At 64.0% G+C, this 23,600-nt stretch carries 20 protein-coding genes and 1 riboswitch; of the genes, 11 read left to right on the forward strand and 9 right to left on the reverse strand.

The genetic code is table 11. From position 1 onward, the window contains the following. Positions 1-613: 613 nt before the first annotated feature. The 4 genes from NKI31_RS17470 to NKI31_RS17485 all read left to right on the forward strand — a co-directional run bounded on the left by NKI31_RS17470 (position 614) and on the right by NKI31_RS17485 (position 6,181). Positions 614-4,177 (forward strand): helicase-related protein, encoded by a 3,564-nt coding sequence (locus tag NKI31_RS17470; RefSeq protein ID WP_352652269.1) that lies wholly within the window; start codon positions 614-616, stop codon positions 4,175-4,177. Positions 4,178-4,194: 17 nt separating this feature from the next. Then, positions 4,195-4,581, forward strand: coding sequence for an RNA-binding S4 domain-containing protein (locus tag NKI31_RS17475; RefSeq protein ID WP_023693611.1), 387 nt, complete (start codon positions 4,195-4,197; stop codon positions 4,579-4,581). 253 nt (positions 4,582-4,834) lie between these two features. After that, entirely contained in the window at positions 4,835-5,173 is a 339-nt protein-coding gene (fdxA, locus tag NKI31_RS17480; protein WP_013529180.1) for a ferredoxin FdxA, read from the forward strand. Between the two features lie 426 nt (positions 5,174-5,599). Continuing rightward, positions 5,600-6,181, forward strand: a complete 582-nt coding sequence (locus NKI31_RS17485) for a CarD family transcriptional regulator (RefSeq protein WP_023673664.1) — start codon at positions 5,600-5,602, stop codon at positions 6,179-6,181. Between the two features lie 196 nt (positions 6,182-6,377). On the opposite strand, the gene NKI31_RS17490 is transcribed toward NKI31_RS17485, so the two are convergent. The 3 genes from NKI31_RS17490 to NKI31_RS17500 all read right to left on the reverse strand — a co-directional run bounded on the left by NKI31_RS17490 (position 6,378) and on the right by NKI31_RS17500 (position 8,733). After that, the gene (locus tag NKI31_RS17490) at positions 6,378-7,145 is read right to left on the reverse strand and encodes an amino acid ABC transporter ATP-binding protein (protein WP_023820301.1); all 768 of its coding nucleotides are present in this window, start codon (positions 7,143-7,145) and stop codon (positions 6,378-6,380) included. Beyond that, on the reverse strand, positions 7,142-7,822 hold the full coding sequence (locus NKI31_RS17495) for an amino acid ABC transporter permease (RefSeq protein ID WP_352652191.1): 681 nt from the start codon (positions 7,820-7,822) through the stop codon (positions 7,142-7,144). Before NKI31_RS17495 ends, NKI31_RS17490 begins: the two co-directional genes overlap by 4 nt. A gap of 137 nt (positions 7,823-7,959) precedes the next feature. Next, a complete protein-coding gene (locus tag NKI31_RS17500) occupies positions 7,960-8,733 on the reverse strand; it encodes an amino acid ABC transporter substrate-binding protein (RefSeq protein ID WP_023702802.1) in 774 nt (257 codons plus the stop codon). A gap of 397 nt (positions 8,734-9,130) precedes the next feature. On the opposite strand from NKI31_RS17500, the gene NKI31_RS17505 reads away from it, so the two are divergent. Further along, a complete protein-coding gene (locus NKI31_RS17505; protein WP_023731851.1) occupies positions 9,131-9,988 on the forward strand; it encodes an RNA polymerase factor sigma-32 in 858 nt (285 codons plus the stop codon). A gap of 96 nt (positions 9,989-10,084) precedes the next feature. Here NKI31_RS17505 and NKI31_RS17510 read toward each other — a convergent pair whose 3' ends face one another. From NKI31_RS17510 to thiB, 4 genes are all read right to left on the reverse strand, one after another. Next, positions 10,085-11,491 carry a M48 family metalloprotease gene (locus tag NKI31_RS17510; RefSeq protein WP_352652270.1) on the reverse strand — a complete coding sequence of 469 codons (1,407 nt, stop codon included), beginning with the start codon at positions 11,489-11,491 and terminating at the stop codon, positions 10,085-10,087. A 330-nt stretch (positions 11,492-11,821) separates the two neighbouring features. Beyond that, complete coding sequence (thiQ, locus tag NKI31_RS17515) at positions 11,822-12,586, reverse strand: thiamine ABC transporter ATP-binding protein (protein WP_352652193.1); 765 nt, start codon at positions 12,584-12,586, stop codon at positions 11,822-11,824. Further along, positions 12,583-14,190 carry a thiamine/thiamine pyrophosphate ABC transporter permease gene (thiP, locus tag NKI31_RS17520; protein WP_352652194.1) on the reverse strand — a complete coding sequence of 536 codons (1,608 nt, stop codon included), beginning with the start codon at positions 14,188-14,190 and terminating at the stop codon, positions 12,583-12,585. The genes thiQ and thiP overlap by 4 nt, the downstream gene beginning before the upstream one ends. Positions 14,191-14,439: 249 nt before the next feature. Continuing rightward, positions 14,440-15,447, reverse strand: coding sequence for a thiamine ABC transporter substrate binding subunit (thiB, locus tag NKI31_RS17525; RefSeq protein ID WP_352652195.1), 1,008 nt, complete (start codon positions 15,445-15,447; stop codon positions 14,440-14,442). 43 nt (positions 15,448-15,490) lie between these two features. Continuing rightward, positions 15,491-15,605, reverse strand: a riboswitch (TPP riboswitch). A gap of 161 nt (positions 15,606-15,766) precedes the next feature. On the opposite strand from thiB, the gene NKI31_RS17530 reads away from it, so the two are divergent. From NKI31_RS17530 to NKI31_RS17545, 4 genes are read left to right on the forward strand one after another with little or no spacing between them, the layout of a single operon-like run. Continuing rightward, on the forward strand, positions 15,767-16,426 hold the full coding sequence (locus tag NKI31_RS17530) for a thiamine diphosphokinase (protein ID WP_352652196.1): 660 nt from the start codon (positions 15,767-15,769) through the stop codon (positions 16,424-16,426). Between the two features lies 1 nt (position 16,427). After that, positions 16,428-18,248, forward strand: a complete 1,821-nt coding sequence (locus NKI31_RS17535; protein ID WP_352652197.1) for an ABC-F family ATP-binding cassette domain-containing protein — start codon at positions 16,428-16,430, stop codon at positions 18,246-18,248. A 55-nt stretch (positions 18,249-18,303) separates the two neighbouring features. Then, the gene (locus NKI31_RS17540) at positions 18,304-18,546 is read left to right on the forward strand and encodes a type II toxin-antitoxin system CcdA family antitoxin (RefSeq protein ID WP_031215587.1); all 243 of its coding nucleotides are present in this window, start codon (positions 18,304-18,306) and stop codon (positions 18,544-18,546) included. Next, positions 18,546-18,845, forward strand: a complete 300-nt coding sequence (locus NKI31_RS17545) for a CcdB family protein (protein ID WP_023673676.1) — start codon at positions 18,546-18,548, stop codon at positions 18,843-18,845. Before NKI31_RS17540 ends, NKI31_RS17545 begins: the two co-directional genes overlap by 1 nt. A gap of 26 nt (positions 18,846-18,871) precedes the next feature. On the opposite strand, the gene NKI31_RS17550 is transcribed toward NKI31_RS17545, so the two are convergent. Both NKI31_RS17550 and NKI31_RS17555 read right to left on the reverse strand, forming a co-directional pair. Continuing rightward, positions 18,872-20,527 (reverse strand): hypothetical protein, encoded by a 1,656-nt coding sequence (locus tag NKI31_RS17550; RefSeq protein WP_352652198.1) that lies wholly within the window; start codon positions 20,525-20,527, stop codon positions 18,872-18,874. 76 nt (positions 20,528-20,603) lie between these two features. After that, entirely contained in the window at positions 20,604-21,902 is a 1,299-nt protein-coding gene (locus tag NKI31_RS17555) for an adenylosuccinate synthase (RefSeq protein WP_352652199.1), read from the reverse strand. Positions 21,903-22,111: 209 nt separating this feature from the next. On the opposite strand from NKI31_RS17555, the gene NKI31_RS17560 reads away from it, so the two are divergent. Both NKI31_RS17560 and NKI31_RS17565 read left to right on the forward strand, forming a co-directional pair. Then, positions 22,112-23,017, forward strand: coding sequence for a DMT family transporter (locus tag NKI31_RS17560; RefSeq protein ID WP_352652200.1), 906 nt, complete (start codon positions 22,112-22,114; stop codon positions 23,015-23,017). 105 nt (positions 23,018-23,122) lie between these two features. Beyond that, positions 23,123-23,587, forward strand: a complete 465-nt coding sequence (locus tag NKI31_RS17565; protein ID WP_352652271.1) for a DUF2231 domain-containing protein — start codon at positions 23,123-23,125, stop codon at positions 23,585-23,587. Positions 23,588-23,600: the final 13 nt, after the last annotated feature.

Consider the following 23,600-nt stretch of genomic DNA (forward strand, 5'->3'; position numbering starts at 1 on the left):
CGCGAGACATTGACCCGTTCCGGCACGCAAAGATTAACGATTTTTAGGCGCCCTGTGCAAAACCCGGTTCGCAAGCTGTGAATTCTCGGTGGACAAGCTGTGGATAACACAAGATGTTGGGGTGAACAAACCAGGAAAATCCCGCCATCGCTGATTCGTCACCCATTCGTTCCGGCTTTGAGCGGAACGTTAACGACCAAGGCCGAATACCACCGGAAAATGGTTAAGGCCGATTAAGAAAATTCAGCAATTTCATAATGTTGGCCGAGGCGTATCGGATCACGACGATGCCCGGCGGCAAAGGTTAACGCCAATGGTCGCCTTGCAGGAATCGGGCCAGTTTCCGCGATTCAGCATATGGTGAGACTCAGGCTCGCAAAATCCACATGTAGCCGTGAACAAAAGCTGAATCTGCCGGAGTCACTGATTCGTCTCCGATTCGTTCCAGACTCGTTCCAACTGTTAATTGAGACCTCAACGACGGACCGTGGGACTGCCGGCCGGAACATTCCGCTTTCGCTTCGCGCCTGAAATCCCTATGTGTCGCCTGTCATACGCGCCACGCGAGGCGCGCTCCCGACAACACGATGCAGAAAGCCTCATCTCCAGGCCGATGAACATCCAGCCGAAACACACCGAGCCGCTGATCCTGTCGGGCCGCGACGTGACTGCCGTGCTGGGTCCGACCAACACCGGCAAGACCCATCTCGCCATCGAGCGCATGGTGGCGCATGAGAGCGGCATTATCGGGCTGCCGCTCCGCCTTCTGGCGCGCGAGGTCTATGCCCGCGTCTGCGAAAAGGTCGGCGCCCACAAGGTGGCGCTCATCACCGGCGAGGAAAAAATCCAGCCGCCCGGCGCGAAATATTCGGTCTGCACCGTCGAAGCCATGCCGCGCGAGACCGACGTTGCCTTCGTCGCCATCGACGAGGTGCAACTCGCCGGCGACCTCGAGCGCGGCCACATCTTCACCGACCGTATCCTGCACCTGCGCGGCCGCCAGGAAACGCTGCTGCTCGGCGCGGCCACCATGCATGGCATCCTGCAAAAGCTGCTGAGAGGCGTCTCGGTGGTGACGCGCCCTCGCCTGTCGCACCTGGCCTATGCCGGCTCGAAGAAATTGACCCGCCTGCCGCGGCGTACGGCGATCGTCGCTTTCTCCGCCGACGAGGTCTATGCCATCGCTGAGCTGATCCGCCGCCAGCAAGGAGGAGCGGCGGTCGTGCTCGGCGCGCTGTCGCCCCGCACCCGCAATGCCCAGGTGGCAATGTTCCAGGCAGGCGACGTCGACTATCTCGTCGCCACCGACGCCATCGGCATGGGGCTCAACCTTGATCTCGATCATGTCGCCTTCGCCCAGAACCGCAAATTCGACGGCTATCAGTACCGCAATCTCACGGCGGCCGAGCTCGGCCAGATCGCCGGCCGCGCCGGCCGCCATCTGCGCGACGGCACCTTCGGCGTCACCGGCCAGGTCGATCCGCTGGACGAGGAACTGGTCAAGCGCATCGAGGGGCACGAGTTCGATCCGGTGAAGGTGCTGCAATGGCGCACCGCGCATTTCGACTTCGCCAGCCTCGACGCGCTGAAGCGCTCGATCGAAACCAACGCGCCGGTCGAAGGCCTGACGCGGGCGCTGCCGGCGGTCGATGCCCAGGCGCTCGAACATCTCTCCCGCGACGAGGACATCCGCGCGCTGGCTACCAATGCCAAGCGCGTCGCGCTGCTGTGGGAAGCCTGCGCGTTGCCGGACTACCGCAAGATCGCGCCGGCCCAGCACTCCGACCTGATCGCTTCTATCTACACCGACCTCGCCAAACACGGCCATGTCGACGAGAACTACATGGCCGAGCAGGTGCGCCGCGCCGATACGACCGAGGGGGACATCGACACGCTGTCGCACCGCATTGCGCAGATCCGCACCTGGACATTCGTGTCCAACCGGCCGGGCTGGCTGGCCGATCAGGCACACTGGCGGGAAAAGACGCGCGAAATCGAAGACAGATTGTCGGATGCGCTGCATGAGCGGTTGACGAAACGGTTTGTAGACCGCAGGACTTCCGTCCTCATGCGGCGCCTTAGAGAAAATACAATGCCTGAAGCCGAAATCAGTCCTACCGGAACCGTCCTTGTCGAAGGCCATCATGTCGGCGAGTTGCAAGGGTTCCGCTTCACCGCCGACCAGAGCGCCGGCGGCGAAGACGCCAAGGCCGTGCGTACGGCAGCGCAAAAAGCGCTGGCCGCCGAGTTCGAGGCGCGTGCCGAACGCTTCGGCGCCTGCGCCAATGGCGACCTTGCGCTCGGCTCCGACGGCACGCTGCGCTGGATCGGCGCGCCGATCGGCACGCTGGTTGCCGGCGAGGACGCGCTGAAGCCGCGCCTGGTGCTTTTGGCCGACGAGCAGTTGACCGGCCCCGCCCGAGACAAGGTCGCCGCGCGCGCCGAGCGTTTCGTCAATTTCCAGATCGAGTCGCTGCTGAAGCCGCTGGTCGACTTGAAGAATGCCGAGCAGATCGCCGGCATCGGCCGTGGCATCGCCTTCCAGCTCGTCGAGCATTTCGGCCTCATCAACCGCCGCGACATCGCCGAGGAAATGAAGTCGCTCGACCAGGAGGGTCGCGCCGCCTTGCGCCGGCTCGGTGTGCGCTTCGGCGCCTACCACGTCTTCGTGCCGGCGCTGATCAAGCCGGCGCCCGCCGGACTGATTACGCTGTTGTGGGCGCTGAAGAACGACGGCAAGGACAAGCTGGGCTTTGGCGACGTGGTGCACGCCCTGGCTTCCGGCCGCACCTCGGTGGTCATCGATCCTGCTTTCGACAAGAGCTTCTACAAGCTTGCCGGATACCGCAATCTCGGCCGCCGCGCCGTGCGCATCGACATTCTGGAACGGCTGGCCGACCTGATCCGGCCTGCGACCAACTGGAAGCCCGGTCTGGGACAGCGCCCGGACGGCGCCTATGACGGCCAGTCCTTCATGGTGACGCCGCCGATGATGTCGATCCTCGGCGCCACCGCCGACGACATGGAAGAGATTCTGAAGGGCCTCGGCTATCGCGCCGAGCCGAAACCACCGGCAGAGGTGAAGGCGCGGCTCGAAGCGCAGGACAATGCCGCGCGGGAAGCGGCTGCGGCAAAACTGGCTGCGGACGCGGCTGCAAAAGCCGAACAGGCCAAGGCGGCGGAAGCCGCTGCAAGAGAAGCTGTCGCTGAAGCGCCGGCCGTTGGATCGGAGCCGGATGCGGTTGCCGCCGCTGAGCCTGCGGCTGAGCAGCCCGTCGCCGAAGCCGCAGCGGAGGCTGTTGCTGCGGACGCTCAGCCGGGCGCGCCTCCCGAGGGTTCGGAGCCAACTGCGGCCGTTGAAGCCACCGCCGAAGCTCCAGCCATCGCGGAAGCAACGGCAGAGCCCGTCGCGGAAGAACAGGTCGAAGCTCCCATAGAAATCGCGGAAGAAGCTCCGGCTGTTGCAGAAGCTGACGACACCGTCCCCGAAAGCGCCGACGCCACCGTCGCCGAAAACGCCGACGCCCTTACCTCCCCCTCGATGGGGGAGGTCGCGGCGCGAAGCGACGCGGGTGGGGGTGACAGCGTTGACGAAGCAGGTGCAGACACAGAAGACGCTTCAGGCGCAACCGCCGACGCCGGCGCTGCCCCCACCCCGGCGCTGCGCGCCGACCCTCCCCACGAGGGGGAGGGTGGAAGCGCTGAGCCTGTCCCCGAGGCCGAAGCGCCAAAGCCCATCTTGTTGTGGCGGCAGGGCCGTTTCGAGCAGCGCCCGCGCCATCGGCAAGGCCGGGACAATCGCCCGCGTAACGGCCAGGCTGCCCGCGCCGACGCGCCGGCCGACGCTGCCGGCGGACAGCCCGCAACGGGCGAGCGGCCGGCCTACCAAGGCCGGCGCGACCAGCGCGACGGTGCCGCCAAGCCACGCTTCGACCGTTCGAAGTTCAAGCCCAAGCCGCAGGCCGAGGGCGAACAGCGCCGCGACGGCAAGCCGCAAGGCGAGCGTCCGCGCGAGGGCCGGCCTGACTGGAAGGGCGGCAGGCCGGAAGGCAAAGGCGGACCGCAAGGCGCCAAGCCGGCCTTCCAGGCCAAGCCACGCGAAGAACGGCCGGTGCGCTTCGATCCGGACTCGCCCTTCGCCAAGCTCGCCGCCTTGCGCGACCAGCTGAAGAAATAAGCCCCAGGTTCGCTGCGATGGTTGCTGAAGGTCGTCAGCGCATCGACAAGTGGCTGTTCTTTTCGCGCGCGATAAAATCGCGCTCGCTGGCGGCCAAGCTGGTTGTCGCCGGACGCGTCCGCATCAACAGCGACAAAGCAGCGCAGGCCTCCGATCTGGTCAAGCCTGGCGACGTTTTGACCATTACGCACGAGCGCCGCATCTTCGTTTGGAAGGTGCTTGGCACCGGCGTGCGGCGCGGTCCGGCCGAGGAAGCGCGCACGCTCTACGAGGACATGTCCCCGCCGCCGGCCCCAAAAGGCGAGGCTGTTGCCGATGCCATTCCGGCGCTGCGCGACGCCGGCAGCGGCCGGCCGACCAAGAAAGAGCGCAGGCAAACCGACCGGCTGTTCGGCGAAGACTGAAGCCTTGGCCGTCTGCGCCATGCCGGCGGTCTGGAATTTCATTCCGGACACGCGGGCCCCGCCGGCAATGGCTGCCCTTGCAAGCGGCAGGCAAAGGCGTTACCTCACCAAAAAAGCCGCCGCATCGGCCCGAAAATCTGAAATCGATTTTTCGGAAGGCACGATGCGCAGATTCAAAGTGTCAGAGCGTACTTTATGCGTCCAAGTGGACGCACGTCGCTCTAGCAAGAACGGGACGTCCCGGAGCCGACCAATGACCTATGTCGTGACCGACAACTGCATCAAATGCAAGTACATGGACTGCATCGAGGTCTGTCCGGTCGACTGCTTTTACGAGGGCGAGAACATGCTTGTCATACATCCCGACGAGTGCATCGACTGCGGCGTCTGCGAACCGGAATGCCCGGCCGATGCAATCAAGCCCGACACCGAGCCGGGCCTCGACAAATGGCTGCAGGTCAACACCGAATACGCCGAGAAATGGCCCAACATCACCGCCAAGAAGGAGCCTCCGGCAGATGCCAAGAGCTTCGACGGCGAGGCCGGCAAGTTCGAGAAATATTTCTCCGCCGAGCCCGGCGAAGGCGACTGAGCACATGACGCTGGAATCGGAATCGATTTCGGAAAGGGTGATGCGCAAAGCAAAAAAGTGCGGCCTATTGGATCGTCATAACGCTGCGTAACACGCATCATACATTAACTGCCTTGACAGGCGGCGATGGCGCTCGACCTTCGCGTTTGCAGCAAAACCTTGATTCTTCCGACTTTTTGTGCTACACCAGTTGAAACATGCCGGTGACACAACGTCGATTTATGGCGCAAGCGCCCCAAATCACTGAAAGGTGAAATCCCCAATCGGACCAGAGCGATCTGGGCCAGGCAGTCGCTATGTATGCGGTTTGCCGGTCCCGGCTTTTTCCGATGGGTTCATCTGTTGTGCGGCTAACGATCGGTGTCCCCGGTCGCATGCGTTCGGACCGGCAGGCCGCCGGTGCCACAACAAGGAGTTCAGGGCGTAATGGCAACGATCACCCCGCAGAAGAAGTCCACCTCGGCACGCCACGGTTTCAAGACCGGCGAGTACATCGTCTATCCGGCGCACGGCGTCGGCCAGATCGTCTCGATCGACGAGCAGGAAGTTGCGGGCCACAAGCTGGAACTGTTCGTCATCGACTTCCAGAAGGACAAGATGCGCCTGAAGGTTCCGGTCGCCAAGGCGACCTCCATCGGCATGCGCAAGCTGTCGGAAGAGGATTATGTCGAGCGCGCGCTGAAGGTCGTGCAGGGCCGCGCCCGCGTCAAGCGCACCATGTGGTCGCGCCGTGCGCAGGAATATGATGCCAAGATCAATTCGGGCGACCTGATCTCGATCTCGGAAGTCGTGCGCGACCTCTACCGTGCCGACAACCAGCCGGAACAGTCCTATTCCGAGCGTCAGCTCTATGAGGCGGCACTCGACCGCATGGCGCGCGAGATCGCGGCAGTCAACCGCATGTCGGAAACCGAAGCCGTGCGCCTGATCGAGGTCAACCTCAACAAGGGCCCGAAGCGCGGCGCCAAGGCCGACAATGAGGAAGCCGAGCAGGAAGAAGCTGCCTGATCGCTTTCACCGTCGAAATCATGAAAAACCCGGCCTTGTGCCGGGTTTTTGTTTTTACCCCCTTGTGGGGTTCCAAGGACGGGCGGGACCCGTGGCTCGCCCAGGCAGGGTCGCTGCGAAGCAGCGAGGATGGGGACGACCCCAGACCGCACCCGGACCTTCCGTCCGACCTCCCCACAAGGGGGAGGTAGAAGGCTCAGCCGCCGGCTTCCTTCTCCGCCTCCTGCTTCAGCGTCGCAATAAAACGCTTCGTCCGTTCACGCTCCGGATTGCTGAACACCACGGTGGACGGCCCCTTCTCGACGACGACGCCAGCATCGAGGAACACCACCTCCTGCGCGATCTTGGAGGCAAGGCGAAGGTCGTGCGTGGCCATCACCATGGTGGTGCCTTCGCTGGCGAGTTTTCCGAGCACGTCGACCACTTCCTGCGCCAGTTCCGGATCGAGCGCCGAGGTCGGCTCGTCGCAAAGCAGCACTTTCGGCGACGGCGCCAAGGCGCGGGCGATCGCCACACGCTGCTGCTGGCCGCCCGACAGCGTTGCCGGCCAATCGTCCGCCTTGTGCGCCATGCCGACCTTCTCGAGCAGCGCCAGTGCCCGCTCGCGCGCCTTTGCCGTCGGCCATTTCAGCACCGTCACCAGGCCTTCCATGACGTTCTCGATCGCGGTGCGATGCGGGAACAGCTGGAAATTCTGGAACACCATGCCGGTCTGCAGCCGCAGGCGCTGGATGTCGCGGCTGGGGATCTTGACGCCGGGACGGAATTCCAGCGTCTCGTCGCCGATGCGCACCATGCCCGAGGTCGGGATCTCCAACAGGTTGATGCAGCGCAGCAGTGTGCTCTTGCCGCCGCCGGAGGGGCCGACGAGCGCGGTGACGTTGCCTTCGGCAATGGTGACCGTCACGCCCTTCAGCACCAGATTGTCGCCGAAGCGCTTTTCGATGTCGGTGAGGCCGATCATGAGCGCGCCTCCAGGAAGCCGCCATAACGGTTGAGCCGCTCCTCCAGCCGCGTCTGCAAGGCCGAAAGCACCGAGCTCATCGCCAGATAAAGGATCGCCGCCTCGACATAGAGGATCAGCGGCTCATAGGTGGTGGCGACGATGCGCTGCGCCGCCTGGAACATCTCCGGCACAGTGATGGCGGCGGCGAGCGACGTATCCTTGACCAGCGAGATGAAGGTGTTGGACAGCGGCGGCACGGCGACGCGGCCGGCTTGCGGCAGGATGGTGCGCCGCATCGCCTGGCTCCAGGTCATGCCGATCGAATAGGCCGCCTCCCACTGGCCCTTCGGCACCGAGCCGATCACGGCGCGGATAATTTCCGAACTGTAGGCGCCTATGTTGAGGGTGAAGCCAATCAGCGCCGCCGGAAAAGCATCCAGCAATATGCCGACCGAAGGCAGGCCGTAAAAGATCAGGAACAGCTGCACCAGAAGCGGCGTGCCGCGAAAGATCCAGACATAGAAGCGGACCACGGCAAACAGAGGCTTGGGACCGAACAGCCGCACCAGGGCGACAACCAGGCCGACGAACAGGCCGAGTGCGAACGATAGCAATGTCAGCGGTACGGTGAAGATCAACGCCGCCCACAGCAGTGTCGGCAACGAGTCCAGCATCAGGTGTAGCCAGTGCGGCACGAACGGCTCCTCCCTCACAGACCGCCGCGGTGACGGCAGTGCGATTGTGTGCTTCTCATATCATGCGAATAACGGCGAGCCGTCAAAGACGGCCCGCCGCTATTTGTCATTGCCGGCAAACCGCCGGGAGATGGTCTTTACTGCGAGACATCCTGGCCGAAATAGGTATCGGCGATCTTCTTGTAGGTGCCGTCGGCCTTGATGTCGGCCAGCGCCTTGTTGATCGCCGCGACCAGCTCCGGATCACCCTTGCGCACGATGACGCCGGAATAGTCGGCGTTCTCTTCCTGCGCGGCGATCTTCACATTGGCGTCCGGCTTGTGCTTCTTGAAGTCGAGGAAAGACAGGCTGTCATTGATGGTGGCGTCGGCGCGGCCGGTGAGCAGCAGCTGGATCGACTGGTCGAAGCCGTCGGTGCCGACAAGTTCGGCGCCGTTGGTCTCGGCGAGCTTGCCGAAATTCGATGTCAACGACTGTGCCGACTTCTTGCCCTTGAGGTCGGCGAAGGTCTTGATGTCGGTGTTGTCGCCGCGCACGATCAGCACGGCCTTGGAGGCGATGTAAGGATCGGAGAAATCGTACTTGGCCTTGCGCGCGTCGGTGATGCCGACCTCGTTGATCACGGCGTCGTAGCGGTTGGCGTCGAGGCCGGCGATCAGCCCGTCCCATTTGCCTTCGAGGAACTCGACCTTGACGCCGAGCTTGTCGCCGATCGCCTTGGCGATCTCGACGTCGAAGCCGACCAGCGCGCCGGAAGCATCATGATAGGTGAAGGGCGCATAGGTGCCTTCGGTGCCGACCTTGAGGGTGCCGGCCTGCTTGATCTGGTCGAGATTGGCGCCGGCATGGCCTGATGTAACAGCCAGAACCTGAAGCGTTCCGGCGACGATGAGCGAATTGAGCCATTTCATTTCTATGTGATCCCGTCCTTGGCCGGTGTCCGGCGCTTGTGAGAGCCGGAAACTGACAGATACAGCGCAGCAAAATAAGGAACCAGATTTCAAAAAAACGGCGATCCAGAAATCAGATTCTCAAAGCAGCTCGGATCGGTGCCAATAGTCCCGATCTGCGGTATCGATGCGCCCTGTCGGACCGCACAAAACAACCGCCCTCGGCGGCGGAACCAATCCCCGGTATGGCACGTTCATGGCTTGTTGTAGGGCGCCGCGTTTCCATTTCAAGAACCCTTGGCTGCGCTAGGCCCGAAGCAATTCCAGGAAAGTGGGAAAGCGGTTTCCTTCGGAATTGCGTCAAACAGAGATAACGGCCGCCAGGCCGTCCGAAAATGTCCGGGAGCAGGAGCGCGGCATGATCGAAGACACGGCAGGACGGACCATGGTCCGCACGGCAATGAAAGCCCCTTACCTCGAGCGCGATGAGGAACATGTTCTCGCCTTGCGCTGGAAGGAGGACCAGGATCAGCAGGCGCTGCATCAGATCACCGTCGCCCATATGCGGCTGGTCATCTCCATGGCTTCGAAATTCCGACATTACGGCCTGCCGCTCGGAGATCTGGTCCAGGAGGGCCATGTCGGGCTGCTGGAAGCAGCCGCGCGTTTCGAGCCGGAGCGCGAGGTGCGCTTCTCGACCTATGCGACATGGTGGATCCGCGCTTCGATGCAGGACTATATCCTGCGCAACTGGTCGATCGTTCGCGGCGGCACCTCTTCGGCGCAAAAGGCGCTGTTCTTCAACCTGCGGCGCCTGCGCGCCCGTCTTGCCAATGGCGCCGAGCCGATCTCCAACGCCACGCTCTACCGCGAAGTCTCGGTAGCCCTAGGCGTCTCCGAGGCCGATGTCGCGAAGATGGATTCCAGGCTTTCAGCACCTGACTCTTCGCTCAACGCACCGCTCGCCGACGAAGCCGGCACCACCGAGCGGATGGACTTCCTGATTTCGGACGATCCATTGCCTGACGAGGTCGCCGGCGACACCATCGACGTCGAACGGCGCCTGATGTGGCTGAAGACGGCGCTCCGCGCGCTCAATGCCCGCGAACTCAGGATCATCGAGGAGCGCCGGCTGACCGACGAAGGTGCGACGCTTGAGGCGCTCGGCGAGACGCTCGGTATTTCCAAGGAGCGTGTCCGCCAGATCGAGGCCCGCGCCATGGAAAAGCTCAAGCTCGCGCTGGTCAAGCAGAACCCCGAATTCATGGCAGCGTGAGATTGCCAGGAACAGGGGTACCGCCCCGAGTTATCTCAGAAAAGTTATCTCAGAAAAAAGCACTACGAAGGCTGGGGTTTCTGACGAAGACCGGCGCTATCTGTCCGTGACGATCTTGACCTTGTCGCCGGCCGAAACCGAGGCGCCCGGCGACATCGCGTTGAGCACGCGGAACAGATCGAGCTTGCGGTCGACGCCGACCATCTGCGCCGAAAGTGTGCCCATCGTCTGCCCGGCCTGTACCGTGACGACGCGGATATGCAGCGGCTTCAGTGCCGCTTTCTCGGCGGGGCTGAGCACGCGGAACGAACCGCTGACCGAGCGTGCCACCGGATCGAGTGTCGTGCTGGCCGAGGGGGCGGCCGTCAGCAGGCGATAGACCTGGCCGCCGGCGCGGATCACTGCAATGTCGAACTGCCAGCCATCGGCGCCGGCGTGCGCTGTCGCCGCCTCGTTGCCGTCGATCGTCTCCTGGCGCACACTGGTCTCGTCGAGACCGGCCACCCAGCCGCTTCTGATGTAGTCGGTCAGCGCACGATCCTTGTCGATCGACACACCGTCGAAGCGGATCGCCATGTCGCCGGGACCGGTCGCCGTCACCGCCGCTGCCGAATTGTCGATGATGAAGCCGTCGGGCACCGTGAACGATACGCCGAGGCCCGGATGCAGGAAGGTCTGGCCGCGCACATAGCCCTCTTCCGGCGTGTCGCCATAGAGCAGGCCGTCTATCCCGGCCAGGAAGGAATCGCGGTCGCGCGTGCCGATGCCCGGCGCGCCGAACTGGCGGGCGTGACGCTGCGCCAGATCAATTCGCTGCGGCGTGTTGGGGTGCGTAGCCAGGAAGTCGAGGCTGGCGTCGGTGGCGCCGCTGATCGAGCGGAAATCGGTATAGGCCGACATCGACTGCAGGAAACGCCCGGCGGCATAGGGGTCGTAACCGGCCTCGCCGATCGACTTGATGCCGATGGCGTCTGCCTCCAGCTCTTGGTTGCGCGAGAACTGCGCCAGCCTCAGCTTGCCACGGATCAGCGCCTGCTTGGCGGTCGGGCTGTCGCCCAGCACATCGGAGACCACCTTGGTCGCCAGGCCTTCCTCGGCCTCGAGCTGCTGGCGCTGCAAGCCGTGATTGGCGGTGACGTGGCCCATCTCATGCGCGATGACGGCGGCGAGTTCGGCCGAATCATTGGCCAGCGCCAGCAGGCCGCGGGTGACGTAGAGATAGCCGCCCGGCAGCGCGAAAGCGTTGACGTTGGGCGAATTGAGGATGGTGATGCGATAGGTCTGGGTCGGATTGGCCGACACCACGGTCAGGCTGCCGACAACCTTGGCCACCATGCGCTCGAGCTTGGGATCGGAATATTCGCCGCCATAGGTGGCAAGGATGCGCGGATGCTGTGCCTTCGCCAGTTCGGCAAGCTTGCTGTTGGCGGCGACATTGTCGACCGTGATCGGCTTGTCGGAAGGCTGGAAGCCGGCTTCCTGCACTTCGGGAGGCGTGAACATCTGGCAGCTGGCCAGCGCCACGGCAAGGCCGGCCAGCGCGAGGAAGCGCACCAGCGGTCTGCGTTTCAAAGTGTCAGTGCCGGTCGGCAGCACGGCGTTCCTTCAGCTCTCGGCGCATGATTTGGACCGGGGTCCGCGCCAGCGAAAAATCGGTTTTCGTCGGCAATCCTGCACACATCAAAAAACCTACAGCGTTTACGCATCCGGCCGGGTGCGGCGCTGTAGGGGCAAATCACGGCTCGTGCCGGACCAGTACTAAGCGGACCTAGCCACATCGACTGGACCATGGCAAGCAAGCGCCACATCACCTGTAGCCGGTTTGGTCGTAAATTATGTCCGCTTCCGGGCAATATCGCGTGATCCGCCCGAACTTCGGCCGATATAGCGCCGAAACGCTTCAGGGCCAGTGCCGTCGAAAAAATCGCCGGCAGGTCCCGTCGCGGCAACCCTGCCATTGTCCAGAAAAACCATCTGCTCGCCGATACGGCGAGCGTCTTCCGGCTGATGCGTGACGAACAGCACCGTCATCGCCCGCTCGGCATGAACGCCGGCCACCAGGTCGAGCATGTCGTCGCGCAGTGCTGGCCCGAGCGAAGCGAACGGCTCGTCGAGCAGCAGCACTGGCCGGTCGCGCACCAGAACGCGGGCGAGCGCCACGCGCTGCCTTTCGCCGCCGGAGAGTTCGCGCGGCAGGCGCATTTCCTTGCCGGCCAGGCCGACGCGGTCAAGCGCCTCGGCGATTGCGGCGCGATCGGCGTCGGTCAGGTTGAGCGATGGCGAGCGGCCGAGCCCGACATTCTTCTCCACCGAGAGATGAGCAAACAGATTGTTTTCCTGGAATACCATCGACACCGGCCGCACCGAAGGCGGCTCGGCGCCGACATCGGCGCCGCCGATCAGCACACGACCGGACTCTGGCGTCTCGAAACCAGCCACCAGATTGAGCAAGGTCGATTTGCCCGAACCACTTGCCCCCATGATGGCGGTGATCTTCGATGTATCGAATTCGACATCGAACAGGAATGACGTTTCGCCATAGCTGAACGAGACCTTGTCCAGCCGGACAGTCGTGCCTTTCTCCACAGCGGACGTCACGATCTCTCTCCCCGTCCCAGCCAGTCTGCCGCGACCACCAATGCAAGGCAGACCGCCCCGAGCAGCAAAGCCAGCCCGGCAGCATCGGCCGTGCGATAGCTGCCCATGCGCGCCAGCAGGAGATAGGGCAAGGTCTGCACCGAATCGCTGCCGAACAGCGCGATGACGCCGAGATCGCCGAGCGACAGCGCCATGGCGAAGGCAAAGCCGGTGGCCAGCGGCCGCCGGAGCGATGGCCAGTCGACCAGAAGCAGCCGGTTCCAGCCCGCAATGCCGAGCTGCGCGCACAGCTTTTCGTGGCGCTCGCTCGCCGCATCATAGGCCGGGCGCATCGCGCGGATGGCAAAGGGCATCGCCATCACCGCATTGACGGTGACGACCATGACCGGCGCGATGGCAAAGACATCGCTGACCGTGCGCAGCAGGAGAAACCAGCCGGCGCCGATGACAATGGGCGGCACGACGAGGACGAAGCCGGCGCCGGTGTCGGTGGCATGTTCGAGCAATGAACGGGCACTGGACCGGCGGCGCAGCGACAGTGCCCGCCGAGCCATGATCAGCGACAGCGACAGCGCCACCGAAAGTAGCGCCGCCGAGAGGGCGAGACCGGCGCTGGTCAGGGTCGCCTGACGCACGGCACTCTCGCCCGCCAGCCGGCCGAGATCGGCGCCGAGGCCGGACGCGACGGTGGCCGCCATTGGTCCGGCGACGAACAGCAAGGCGAGCACGATCAGGACGGCGTTGAACGCTGTTTCTGCTTTGCCGGCCAAGTGATAGCGGCGCGGCGCGACAGGCAAATTGGCGTCGCCGGTCACATTGGCGCCGAGCCGCGTCAGCGCCAGCATGACGGCAAAAGTCAGCGCGATCTGCAGCAACGTCAGCGTCACCGCTCGCGCCGGATCGAAGTCGAAACGCAGCGCCTGATAGATGGCGACTTCCAGCGTCGTCGCCGCCGGCCCGCCGCCGAGGATCAGCACGATGGTGAAGGAGGTGATGCAAAGCATGAAGACAAGCCCGGCGACGCCCGGCAGCGCGGCGCGCAGCACCGGCCACTCGATCAGCCGGAAGGCTGGCCTCGCCCCCATGCCGAGCTGGCTCGCCAGCCGCCATTGATCGGCCGGCACCGTTCCCAGCGCTTCGAGGAACAGCCGGGTGGCCAGCGGCAGGTTGAAGAAGACGTGGGCGACGAGGATGCCTGGCAGCCCATAGATGTCGGGCCAGCTCTGGCCACCGATCGCGGCGAAATAACCGGCGCGGCCATAGAGCGCCAGTATCCCCAGCGCTCCGACAATTGCCGGCAAGGCAAGGGGCACAGTGAAAAGCTGCAGGATGAAGCCGCGTCCGAAGAAGCGCGGATGCCGCGACAGCGACCGGGCGACGAAGAGCGCCGGTACGGCGGAAAGCAGAGTCGAGAGCGCAGCCTGCCAGAGCGTGAAGCGGACAACGCGCAGGAGATAGAGGTCAAAGGCGGACGCGGCGCCGGAAAGGTCGTGCGCGCCTTCGCGGATAAGGCCGGCGAAGGCGCCACCGATCAGCAGCGCGATTGCCGCAAGCGCGACAATGCCGGCCGTGATACGGGGGTCAGAGGGATAGTGCGCACGCATTTCGCGCTATCCAACCCTACGGCGCACGTTCGCTGCTGACGCAAATATTTCACGGAAGTCGAGTTCCCGCCCACCCCTCTCTGACCTGCCGGCCATCTCCCCCGCAAGGGGGGACATTAGCAGCTTCGCTCCCCGCCCCATCCTCGCAGCGTTGGAGGTTGGCGAAAGCTTCCGAGCGCTTGATCTCCCCCCTTGCGGGGGAGATGGCCGGCAGGCCAGAGGGGGGCGTTCAAGCGCCATCCTGAATTCCTAATTGCTCATCACCGCCAGCCATTCATCCACCCAGGCCTTGCGATTTGCCGCGACCTCTTCCGGGCTGAACAGCAAGGTCTTCGCCGGCTTGACCAGCCTATCAAAAGCCGGATTGAGCGGCTTGTCGGTTTTCCCGGCCGGGAACATCCAGTTGGTCTCCGGAATGACATCCTGGAATTTCGGCCCGGTCATGAAGGCCAGGAACTTCGCCGCCAGCGGGTTCTTCGCGCCCGTGGTGGTGATGCCGGCGACCTCGACCTGCAGATACTCGCCTTCCTCGAACGAGGCCGCCTGGTAGCGCCCGGTGTTCTCGGCCACCATGTGGTAGGCCGGCGACGTCGTATAGGACAGCACCATCGGCGCCTCGCCCTTGGTGAACAGGCCGTAGGCCTCGCTCCAGCCCGGCGTCACCGTCAGCACTTTGCCCTTGAGTTTGGCCCAGGCTTCCGGCGCCTTGTCGCCATAGACCGACTTGACCCACAGCAGCAGGCCGAGGCCCGGCGTCGACGTCCTCGGATCCTGGATGACGATCTTGTCGGCGGCATCGCCCTCGACCAGTTCCTTCAGGCTCTTCGGCGGGCTCTTCAGCTTTTCGGTGTCGTAGACGACGGCGAAATAACCAAAGTCATAGGGCACGAAAGTGTCGTCGCTCCAGCCGCCCGGCACGTTGTTTTCAGCCACCGCGCCATGTGGGACAAACAGGCCGGAAGCCTTGGCTTCCGCGGTGAGGTTGGTGTCGAGACCAAGCACGATATCGGCCTTGGTCGAGGCACCTTCGAGCTTGACGCGGTTGAGCAGCGCGACGCCGTCGGCCACCGAGACGAAGTCGACGCTGCAGCCGCACTCGGCCTCGAATTCCTTCTTCACCTGGGGGCCCGGACCCCAGTCGGCAGTGAAACTCTCATAGGTATAGATCGTGAGCTTTTCCTGCGCGGACGCAGAGCTTGCCAGTAGCGAAACAGCAAGCCCCAGCGCTGGGACAAGACGGGACAAAAACATGCGCATCGGCGCCTCCTTCATTCGTGTTGAAAGGAATTGAGGCGTCGGGCTGTCCGAAGCGTCTAATCCCTCCGCCGGTACAAACCGGATCAGGTTCAGCGGGTTGGCGAGACTGCCTCTCAGCCGGTCCGCGAAGATCGCGTCCGGCACCCCGTTAGAGCGTTTCGACACATAGGCCCGGCCAAGGTGCCACGCAAGTGGAAGTTTGCCCGAGCATGATCCGGAAAGTGGAATCCGTTTCCGGAAAAAGATCATGCTCCAACAAAGAGTGACGGTGCCGCTCGGCCTTCCGTTTCGTCGGCGGGGCTGGTAAGGGCCAGCGGATATGAGCACATTCACCATCCTGCTTGGCGGCGATCTCGTCCGCACGCCGCGGCTCGACCGCCAGGTCGCGGGCACGCGCGTCATCGCCGCAGACGCCGGCATCGATCATGCCCGCCTGCTCGGCCTGATGCCGGAGCTGTGGGTCGGCGATTTCGATTCCGTGCCGGCGGACCTGCCTGCCGATCTCGCCGCCGTGCCGCGGGAGGTGTTTCCTCCCGAAAAGGACAAGACCGATGGCGAACTGGCGATCGCGGCGGCATTGGAACGCGGCGCCACCAGCCTGGTGCTGGCCGGCGCTTTCGGCGGCAAGCGCGCCGACCACGCCTTCCTCCATCTGGCGCTCAGCCTGCGGCTGGCCGAGGCCGGCACAAAAGTGCTGTTGACCAGCGGAGCGCAGGAAGGCGCCCCTCTGCTGCCTGGCAAGGCCGGCTTCGACTATGCCGACGGAACGCTGTTTTCGGTGCTCGGCTTTTCCGATCTTTCGGGCCTCACCGTGTCCGGCGCGAAGTGGCCGCTCGACCATGTCGAGGTCGTGTTCGGCTCGTCGCTGACCATCTCGAACGAGGTCAAGTCCAACAAGACCGGGGGCGGCCTCGAAATCGAGCTCGGCCATGGCCGCGCGCTGCTGCTCGCCCACCCCTACCCCTTGCCTGAAAGCTGACATGGCCCCGCCCCTTCTCAACCTCGACGGCATAAGACTGACCTTTGGCGGCACGCCGCTGCTCGATGGCGCCGAACTGACGGCGTCCGCCGGTGACAAGATCGCGCTCGTCGGCCGCAACGGCTCCGGCAAGTCGACGCTCCTGAAGATTGCCGCCGGTCTGATCGAGCCGCAAGACGGCGAGGTCTTCCGCCAGCCTTCGGCAACGGTGCGCTATCTCCCGCAAATGCCCGACATGGACGGCTTTGCCAATGTGCGTGCCTATGTCGAGGCCGGGCTTGGGCCTGCCGACGATCCCTACCGCGCCACATATCTGATGGAGCATCTCGGCCTCGCCGGCGCGGAGAACCCCAACGATCTCTCCGGCGGCGAGGCGCGCCGCGCAGCACTTGCCCGCGTCATGGCGCCCGAACCCGATATTCTCCTGCTTGACGAGCCGACGAACCATCTCGATTTGTCGGTCATCGAATGGCTGGAAGAAGAGCTTGTCCGGACATCTTCGGCGCTGATCGTCATCTCGCACGACCGTCGCTTCCTCGAACGCGTCTCGCGCGCCACCGTCTGGCTCGACCGTGGCCAGACTCGCCGCCTCGACAAGGGCTTTGGCCATTTCGAGGAATGGCGCGACCTTGTGCTGGAAGAGGAAGAGCGCGAACAGCACAAGCTCGGCCGCCAGATCGTGCGCGAGGAGCATTGGCTGCGCTATGGCGTGACGGCTCGCCGCAAACGCAACATGCGCCGCCTGGGCGAACTGCAGACCATGCGCCAGCGTTTTCGCGGCCATCGCGGCGCCGAGGGCTCGGCCACCATGGTGGCCAGCGACGCCGCCGAATCCGGCAAGCTGGTGATCGAGGCCAAGAACATCGAAAAGAGCTTTGGCGACCTCACCGTGGTCAAAAGCTTCTCGACCCGCATCCAGCGCGGCGATCGCGTCGGCCTTGTCGGGCCGAACGGCGCCGGCAAGACGACGCTGTTGAAGATGCTTACCGGCGAGATGAAGCCCGACGCCGGCTCGGTGCGGCTCGGCACCAATCTGGAAATCGCCACGCTCGACCAGAAGCGCGAGGCGGTCGATCCGGCCGAGACCCTGGCGCAGTATCTCACGGACGGGCGCGGCGAAAACCTCGTCATCAATGGCGAGCAGCGCCATGTCGTGTCCTACATGAAGGATTTCCTGTTCAAGCCGGAACAGGCGCGCACCCCGGTGCGCGAGCTGTCCGGCGGCGAACGGGCGCGGCTGCTCCTGGCGCGTGTTCTGGCGCGGCCGGCCAACCTTCTGGTGCTCGACGAGCCGACCAACGATCTCGACATGGAGACGCTGGAACTGTTGCAGGAACTTGTCGCCGGCTTTGCCGGCACGGTCATCCTGGTCAGCCACGACCGCGACTTCCTCGACCGCACCGTCACCAGCATCATCGCCCCGGACGGAGGCGGCCGCTGGATCGAATATGCCGGTGGCTATTCCGACATGCTGGCGCAGCGCGGCGGCACCCGGCTCGACGACCGCAAGGCGCGCGCCAAGGCCGAAACCAGCGATGCGCCGGCGCCGGGCAAGAGCGAGCCGGCAGCGCCAAAAGGGCCGTCGAAGAAACTGTCGTTCAAGCAGAAATTCGCCCTGGAATCCTTGCCCAAGAAGATCGAGGCGGTAATGGCCTCGATCTCGCGGTTGGAAAACAACATTGCCGATCCCGCCTATTACGAGCGCGACCCGGCCTCGTTCCAAAAGACCATCGCCGCCCTCGACAAGGAACGCGCCACGCTGGCCGCACTCGAGGAAGAGTGGCTGGAGCTGGAAATGCTGCGTGAGGAGATGGAGGGGTAGCATTGCCTGCGGTCTTTTATGCGCGTATATTGTGCGCATGAAAGGAGGCATCTCCGTGCTTCAATCGACGCCAAAAACTCAGCGGACCTCTGTCAACACGTCCATTGACTCTCAGTTGATCAAGGACGCCAAAGCGTTGGGCATCAACATCTCCCGCGCTGCCGAAGCAGGGATCGCGAAAGCGATTGCGGCGGAGAAAACGCGTCGATGGCAAGAAGAAAACTGGGAAGCCATCGAAAGCTCCAACGAATATGTCCGAAAGAACGGACTGCCATTGGCTAAACACCGGCCGTTCTGATGGCGCGTTACGATTTCTATCGGAGTACCGAGAGCGACGGTTATCTTCTCGACGTGCAGTCAGATATGCTTGAAGGGCTGAGCACGAGGGTGGTCGTTCCTTTGATGCCGCCCGAGATTGCCCCGCTTCCTGGCCGCCGCCTGAACCCGACCTTCGCTATAAACGGCAAAGATCTTGTGATGGTCACACAGTTTGTGTCGGCCTTCAGCGCGTCCGAATTGCGGATGCCAGAGGGAAACCTTTCTAGACATCACGACGACATCGTCGCCGCGCTCGACATGCTGTTCCAGGGCTTCTGAGCGAAGGCAGCCGCTACTGCCGCCCGTCAACCTGCCGTCTTGGCCTGCCAGGCCTTCAGCGCCTCGTCGAACACCTTCTCGCCCGGAATGCCCTTTTCCATGGTCAGCAGCGCCCGGCGTCCGGTCTTGTAGACCACCGGCACGTCGATCCAGTCCTGGCCTCGAAGCAAGGTCATATTGGCGTCCTCGTCGGCCTTGGTGTCGTTGAGCGCCACCAGGAAGAAGCCGTCGGCGATCTTGGCCGGAATGCCGATCAGCGGGCTGCCGGCATCCTGTTCCGAACTCTTCATGGCGACGCGCAGGATGTTGTCGACGCCACCGCCGTCAAAGCCCTCGGGCGTCAGGAAGATCATCTCGATGATGTGGCTGGCCGGCAGCGTCTGGTCGGTATTGCGGCGGATGGTCATGCGCAGCTGGATGTCCTTGCCGGGAATGGTCGCCTCGGCGCGGATCGCCGGCTCAGGCGGCAGGTCGCCGCCGGGGGATTCCTGCACCAGCGACCAGACGATGCTGCCGGGTTCGGCCGATCCTTGCGCGGTCGAGGTGCGTTCCTCGTAGAAGATCGCCTTCTGGCCGACCGCAACGGTGGGCTCGGAAGCGGCGGCCGCCGGCGCCGCGGGCGGCGTGCCGGTCGCGGGCGGCGTGGCGGCGGCATCAGCCGGTGCTGCCCCATTGGGCGGCGGAGCGGCGCCATCGGCGGGCGGCGTTGCCGGTGGCGTGGCGGAAGCGTCGGGCGCCGGCGCGGCGGGCGCGCCCGTGGCTGCGGCGTCGCCGGCCGGCGGGGTCGCAGGCGCTGGAGCCGCAGGTGGCGCTGGAGCCGGGGGTGGCGGTGTGGTCAGCGCGGCGACGGACTCGCCCTCGCCGATGCCGCTTTGACCGGCCGCGGGACCGGGGTCGGTTTCACCGCCTTCGGGCGACAGGCGCTGGGTGAACTTCGTTCCCTCGCCGGCAGCGGCCGGTGCCGGTGCATCGGCCGCGGGCTTGGCCGGCGCCGGCTTTACCAGCGGTTCGGTCGAGACCGTCTTGGTGTCGCCGCCGAGGCCCAGCATCGAGCCAAAGGCATCCTTGTTCAGCCAGATGCCATAGCCGCCGCCGGCGACCACCAGAAGCGCGACGACAGCCGCGATCAACCCGCCATAGCTGCGCCTGCGCTCGGCTGGGCGCAGGCGCTGGAACGTGTCCGCGACCGGCTGCTCGTCATTGGCGAACACATCGGCGCTGTCGTCGTCGGCGTCCAGCTCCACGGCTTGCTTGTCGATGGTTTCTGCACGCGCAGGCGACGGCGGTGTCGGCGCGGGCCTCTGCCAGCTCGGCTCTGTCCTGGCGGTCGGCGCCGGCTGCACGGGTTTCGCCGGCTGCCAGGCCGGCGCAGGCGTGGCGGAAGGCTTTACATGACTGGACTGGTTCTTGTTGCGGTCTATGGAGGAGAAGATGTGCTCCAGCTCCGCCAGCGGATCGGATGCCGGCACCGCCCTGGCATAGTCGCGCTCGACGCTCGAGATGGCATCTTCCAGGGATCGCTTCTGCGTGCTTATGGCTTCGGCGGCCAGCGGCGGCGAATACTCCGCAAGCTTCTTCGCCAGCATGGTACGAACGCTTTCATAGATCCGCGTACGCTTTTCGGGCGTTTCGTCGCCGTGCTTGTCGAGCGCCTTTTTCAGAATAGCAACGAAATCTGCCATGCTTCAGTCGACCTGTATTTTGTTTCCGCGCCGGCCCCCGCAAATCGGCCGCGATGCCCGGAAAGGCTTCAGAAAACTAGTCTTGAAACGGATCGGTCACAAGTATCGTGTCGTCCCGTTCCGGGCTGGTGGAAAGGAGCGCGACGGGTGCCCCGATCAGCTCCTCGATGTAACGGACATATTTGACGGCCTGCGCCGGAAGGTCGTTCCAGCTGCGCGCGCCGGCTGTGGTGCCTTTCCAGCCTTCGAGCGTCTCGTAGACCGGCTCGACACGCGCCTGCGCGCCCTGGCTGGCCGGCAGATAGTCGATCGTTTCGCCGTCGAGACGGTAGCCGGTGCAGACCTTGATCTCATCCAGCCCGTCGAGCACGTCGAGTTTGGTCAGGGCGATGCCCTTGATACCGTTGACGGCGACGGCCTGGCGCACCAGCACGGCGTCGAACCAGCCGCAACGGCGTTTGCGCCCGGTGACGACGCCGAATTCGTGGCCACGCGTACCGAGAAATTCGCCGATCTCGTTCTTCTGCTCGGTCGGGAACGGGCCTTCGCCGACACGCGTCGTATAGGCCTTGGTGATGCCCAGGACATAGCCGATGGCGCCGGGGCCCACCCCCGAGCCGGCGGCTGCCTGGCCGGCAACGGTGTTGGACGAGGTGACGAACGGATAGGTGCCGTGGTCGATGTCGAGCAGCGTGCCTTGCGCGCCCTCGAACAGGATGCGTTCGCCGGCGCGGCGCTTGTCGTCGAGGATTTTCCAGACGCGGTCCATATAGGGCAGGATCTCATCGGCGACCGAGGTCAGCTCGGTCATGATCGCCTCATGCGTGACTTCGCCATGGCCAAGCCCGTGACGCAGCGCATTGTGATGCGTCAGCAGCCTGTCGACCTTGAGAGGCAGCGTTTCCAAATCCGCCAGATCCATCACCCGAACCGCGCGCCGGCCCACCTTGTCTTCATAGGCTGGGCCGATGCCACGACGCGTCGTGCCAATTTTCGTCCCGGAATTGGAGGCGGCGTCCTCGCGGAATCCGTCCAGCTCCCGGTGCAGCGACAGGATAAGCGCCGTGTTTTCGGCTATTTTCAGGCGGTCCGGCGTGACCTCGACGCCTTGCGCCTTGAGTTTTGCCACTTCCGCGACAAAGGCGTGCGGGTCGAAGACGACGCCATTGCCGATGATCGACAGCTTGCCTTGCCGCACCACGCCCGACGGCAGCAGCGACAGTTTGTAGACCTTGCCGTCGACGACCAGCGTATGGCCGGCATTGTGGCCGCCCTGGAAGCGCACGACCACGTCGGCGCGCTCCGACAACCAGTCGACGATCTTGCCCTTGCCTTCGTCGCCCCATTGCGAGCCGACGACCACCACATTGGCCATGTTTCTTTTCCCTTGAGATGCCGCCCTGGCGGCCTGGATATGGTTCGAAACGACAGGCCTCTATAACGTCAAGACCTCGCAAGCGCGACCTTTCTTTGCCGCCGAAAATGCCCTGAGGCACAACAATTTTCGGCTTTGACATCATTTACTTGCGTCGGCGGGGGCAATAGGCCGGCAAACACAACTCCCCAAGCGGCCGGAATCCCGCAATGCATCGACGCGCCTACCTGTTCCTGCTGCTGACCACCTTGTTGTGGGGCGGCAATTCCGTCGCCGGCAAGCTGGCGGTCGATCACGTCTCGCCGATGACGCTGGTCTTCCTGCGCTGGGTGCTGGCCGTCGCGATCCTGCTGCCGATCGGCTGGCGCACGATCAGGGAGGACTGGCCGGTGGTGCGCAAACACTGGTTCGTCCTGGCTGCACTTGGCGCCAGCGGCTTCACTCTGTTCAACACCATTTTTTACACCGCGCTCAACTACACGACGGCGATCAATGTCTCGATCGAACAGGCGGCGATGCCGGTCTTGATCATCATTGCCAATTTCTTCTTCTTCCGCCTGCGCGTGAGCTGGGCTCAGATTGCGGGCGTGGTGCTGACCATCTTCGGCGTCATCTTGACTGCCTGCCACGGCGATCCGCGCCGGCTGCTCACATTGGAACTCAATTTCGGCGACGCCATCATGCTGGTCGCGGTCGTCCTCTACAGCGGTTATTCGGTCGGGCTGCGGCTGAAGCCGGTGATGCGCTGGCAGAGCCTGATGTTGTCCCTGGCGATCGCTGCCCTCATCACCTCGCTGCCGTTCTTCCTGTGGGAGGTCGCCGCCGGCAAGGTTATCGTCCCCGATATCAGCGGCTGGCTGGTCATCGTCTATACCGCGATCGGCGCTTCGGTCATTTCGCAGATCACTTACATCAGGGGCAACGAACTGATCGGCGCCAACCGTGCCGGGCTGTTCATCAATCTGGTGCCGATCTTCGGCACGCTGCTGTCAGTGCTGATCGTCGGCGAGACATTCCAGCTCTACCAGGCGCTGGCGCTCGCCCTGGTGCTGGGCGGCATTTCGCTCGCCGAATACAGCGGGCGCAAGATGGCGGCCCCGGACCGCCGCGGATAACATTTGGCTGCTGCCGCGCTGCGCCGCCGTCGCGATAACTGCTGCCGCGCGCCGACCTGGAACATTTTACCTCTGGCGGAGTTTGCTTGCGTGGGAGGCAACAAGATGAGCCATAACCCTCGCAGCACAGCAAGCATTGCCGGTCACCCCATTCATCCAATGCTGATTCCGTTTCCGATCGCCTTCTTTGTCGGCACCTTCGTTTGCGATCTGATTTTCTGGCAAACAGCCGATCCCGGGTGGGTCACCGGATCGCTTTGGCTTCTCGGCGCCGGCCTGATCATGGGCGCCTTGGCCGCTCTTACCGGCCTGACGGACGTTCTCGGCGATGTTCAGATCCGCAATCTCACGACGGCATGGCTCCATGCCGGCGGCAACGTGCTCGTCGTGCTGATCGAGCTTTATAACTGGTACTCGCGTTATGTCGGTGGAGCGGCGGCTGTGATCCCGACCGGCTTTATCTTATCGCTGATCGTGGTTCTGATCCTGCTGTTTACAGGGTGGAAGGGCTGGGAACTGGTCTATCGGCATCGCGTGGGCGTCTCCGACGGCTCAGACGAATTGCCCTGAACCGGCCTCTGCG

This window comes from Mesorhizobium sp. M0659, assembly GCF_040320605.1.
Lineage (GTDB): Bacteria > Pseudomonadota > Alphaproteobacteria > Rhizobiales > Rhizobiaceae > Mesorhizobium.

What these genes read in the sequence shown, in the direction of transcription:
- NKI31_RS17545 (WP_023673676.1), top strand. Translation starts at nt 18,546, where the DNA reads ATGGCGCGTTACGATTTCTATCGGAGTACCGAGAGCGACGGTTATCTT.
- NKI31_RS17505 (WP_023731851.1), top strand. Translation starts at nt 9,131, where the DNA reads ATGATCGAAGACACGGCAGGACGGACCATGGTCCGCACGGCAATGAAA.
- NKI31_RS17485 (WP_023673664.1), top strand. Translation starts at nt 5,600, where the DNA reads ATGGCAACGATCACCCCGCAGAAGAAGTCCACCTCGGCACGCCACGGT.
- NKI31_RS17565 (WP_352652271.1), top strand. Translation starts at nt 23,123, where the DNA reads ATGAGCCATAACCCTCGCAGCACAGCAAGCATTGCCGGTCACCCCATT.
- thiP (WP_352652194.1), bottom strand. Translation starts at nt 14,190, where the DNA reads ATGCGTGCGCACTATCCCTCTGACCCCCGTATCACGGCCGGCATTGTC.
- fdxA (WP_013529180.1), top strand. Translation starts at nt 4,835, where the DNA reads ATGACCTATGTCGTGACCGACAACTGCATCAAATGCAAGTACATGGAC.
- NKI31_RS17510 (WP_352652270.1), bottom strand. Translation starts at nt 11,491, where the DNA reads ATGTTCACGCCTCCCGAAGTGCAGGAAGCCGGCTTCCAGCCTTCCGAC.
- NKI31_RS17530 (WP_352652196.1), top strand. Translation starts at nt 15,767, where the DNA reads ATGAGCACATTCACCATCCTGCTTGGCGGCGATCTCGTCCGCACGCCG.
- thiB (WP_352652195.1), bottom strand. Translation starts at nt 15,447, where the DNA reads ATGCGCATGTTTTTGTCCCGTCTTGTCCCAGCGCTGGGGCTTGCTGTT.
- NKI31_RS17470 (WP_352652269.1), top strand. Translation starts at nt 614, where the DNA reads ATGAACATCCAGCCGAAACACACCGAGCCGCTGATCCTGTCGGGCCGC.
- NKI31_RS17555 (WP_352652199.1), bottom strand. Translation starts at nt 21,902, where the DNA reads ATGGCCAATGTGGTGGTCGTCGGCTCGCAATGGGGCGACGAAGGCAAG.
- NKI31_RS17490 (WP_023820301.1), bottom strand. Translation starts at nt 7,145, where the DNA reads ATGATCGGCCTCACCGACATCGAAAAGCGCTTCGGCGACAATCTGGTG.
- NKI31_RS17560 (WP_352652200.1), top strand. Translation starts at nt 22,112, where the DNA reads ATGCATCGACGCGCCTACCTGTTCCTGCTGCTGACCACCTTGTTGTGG.
- NKI31_RS17535 (WP_352652197.1), top strand. Translation starts at nt 16,428, where the DNA reads ATGGCCCCGCCCCTTCTCAACCTCGACGGCATAAGACTGACCTTTGGC.
- NKI31_RS17550 (WP_352652198.1), bottom strand. Translation starts at nt 20,527, where the DNA reads ATGGCAGATTTCGTTGCTATTCTGAAAAAGGCGCTCGACAAGCACGGC.
- NKI31_RS17500 (WP_023702802.1), bottom strand. Translation starts at nt 8,733, where the DNA reads ATGAAATGGCTCAATTCGCTCATCGTCGCCGGAACGCTTCAGGTTCTG.
- NKI31_RS17475 (WP_023693611.1), top strand. Translation starts at nt 4,195, where the DNA reads ATGGTTGCTGAAGGTCGTCAGCGCATCGACAAGTGGCTGTTCTTTTCG.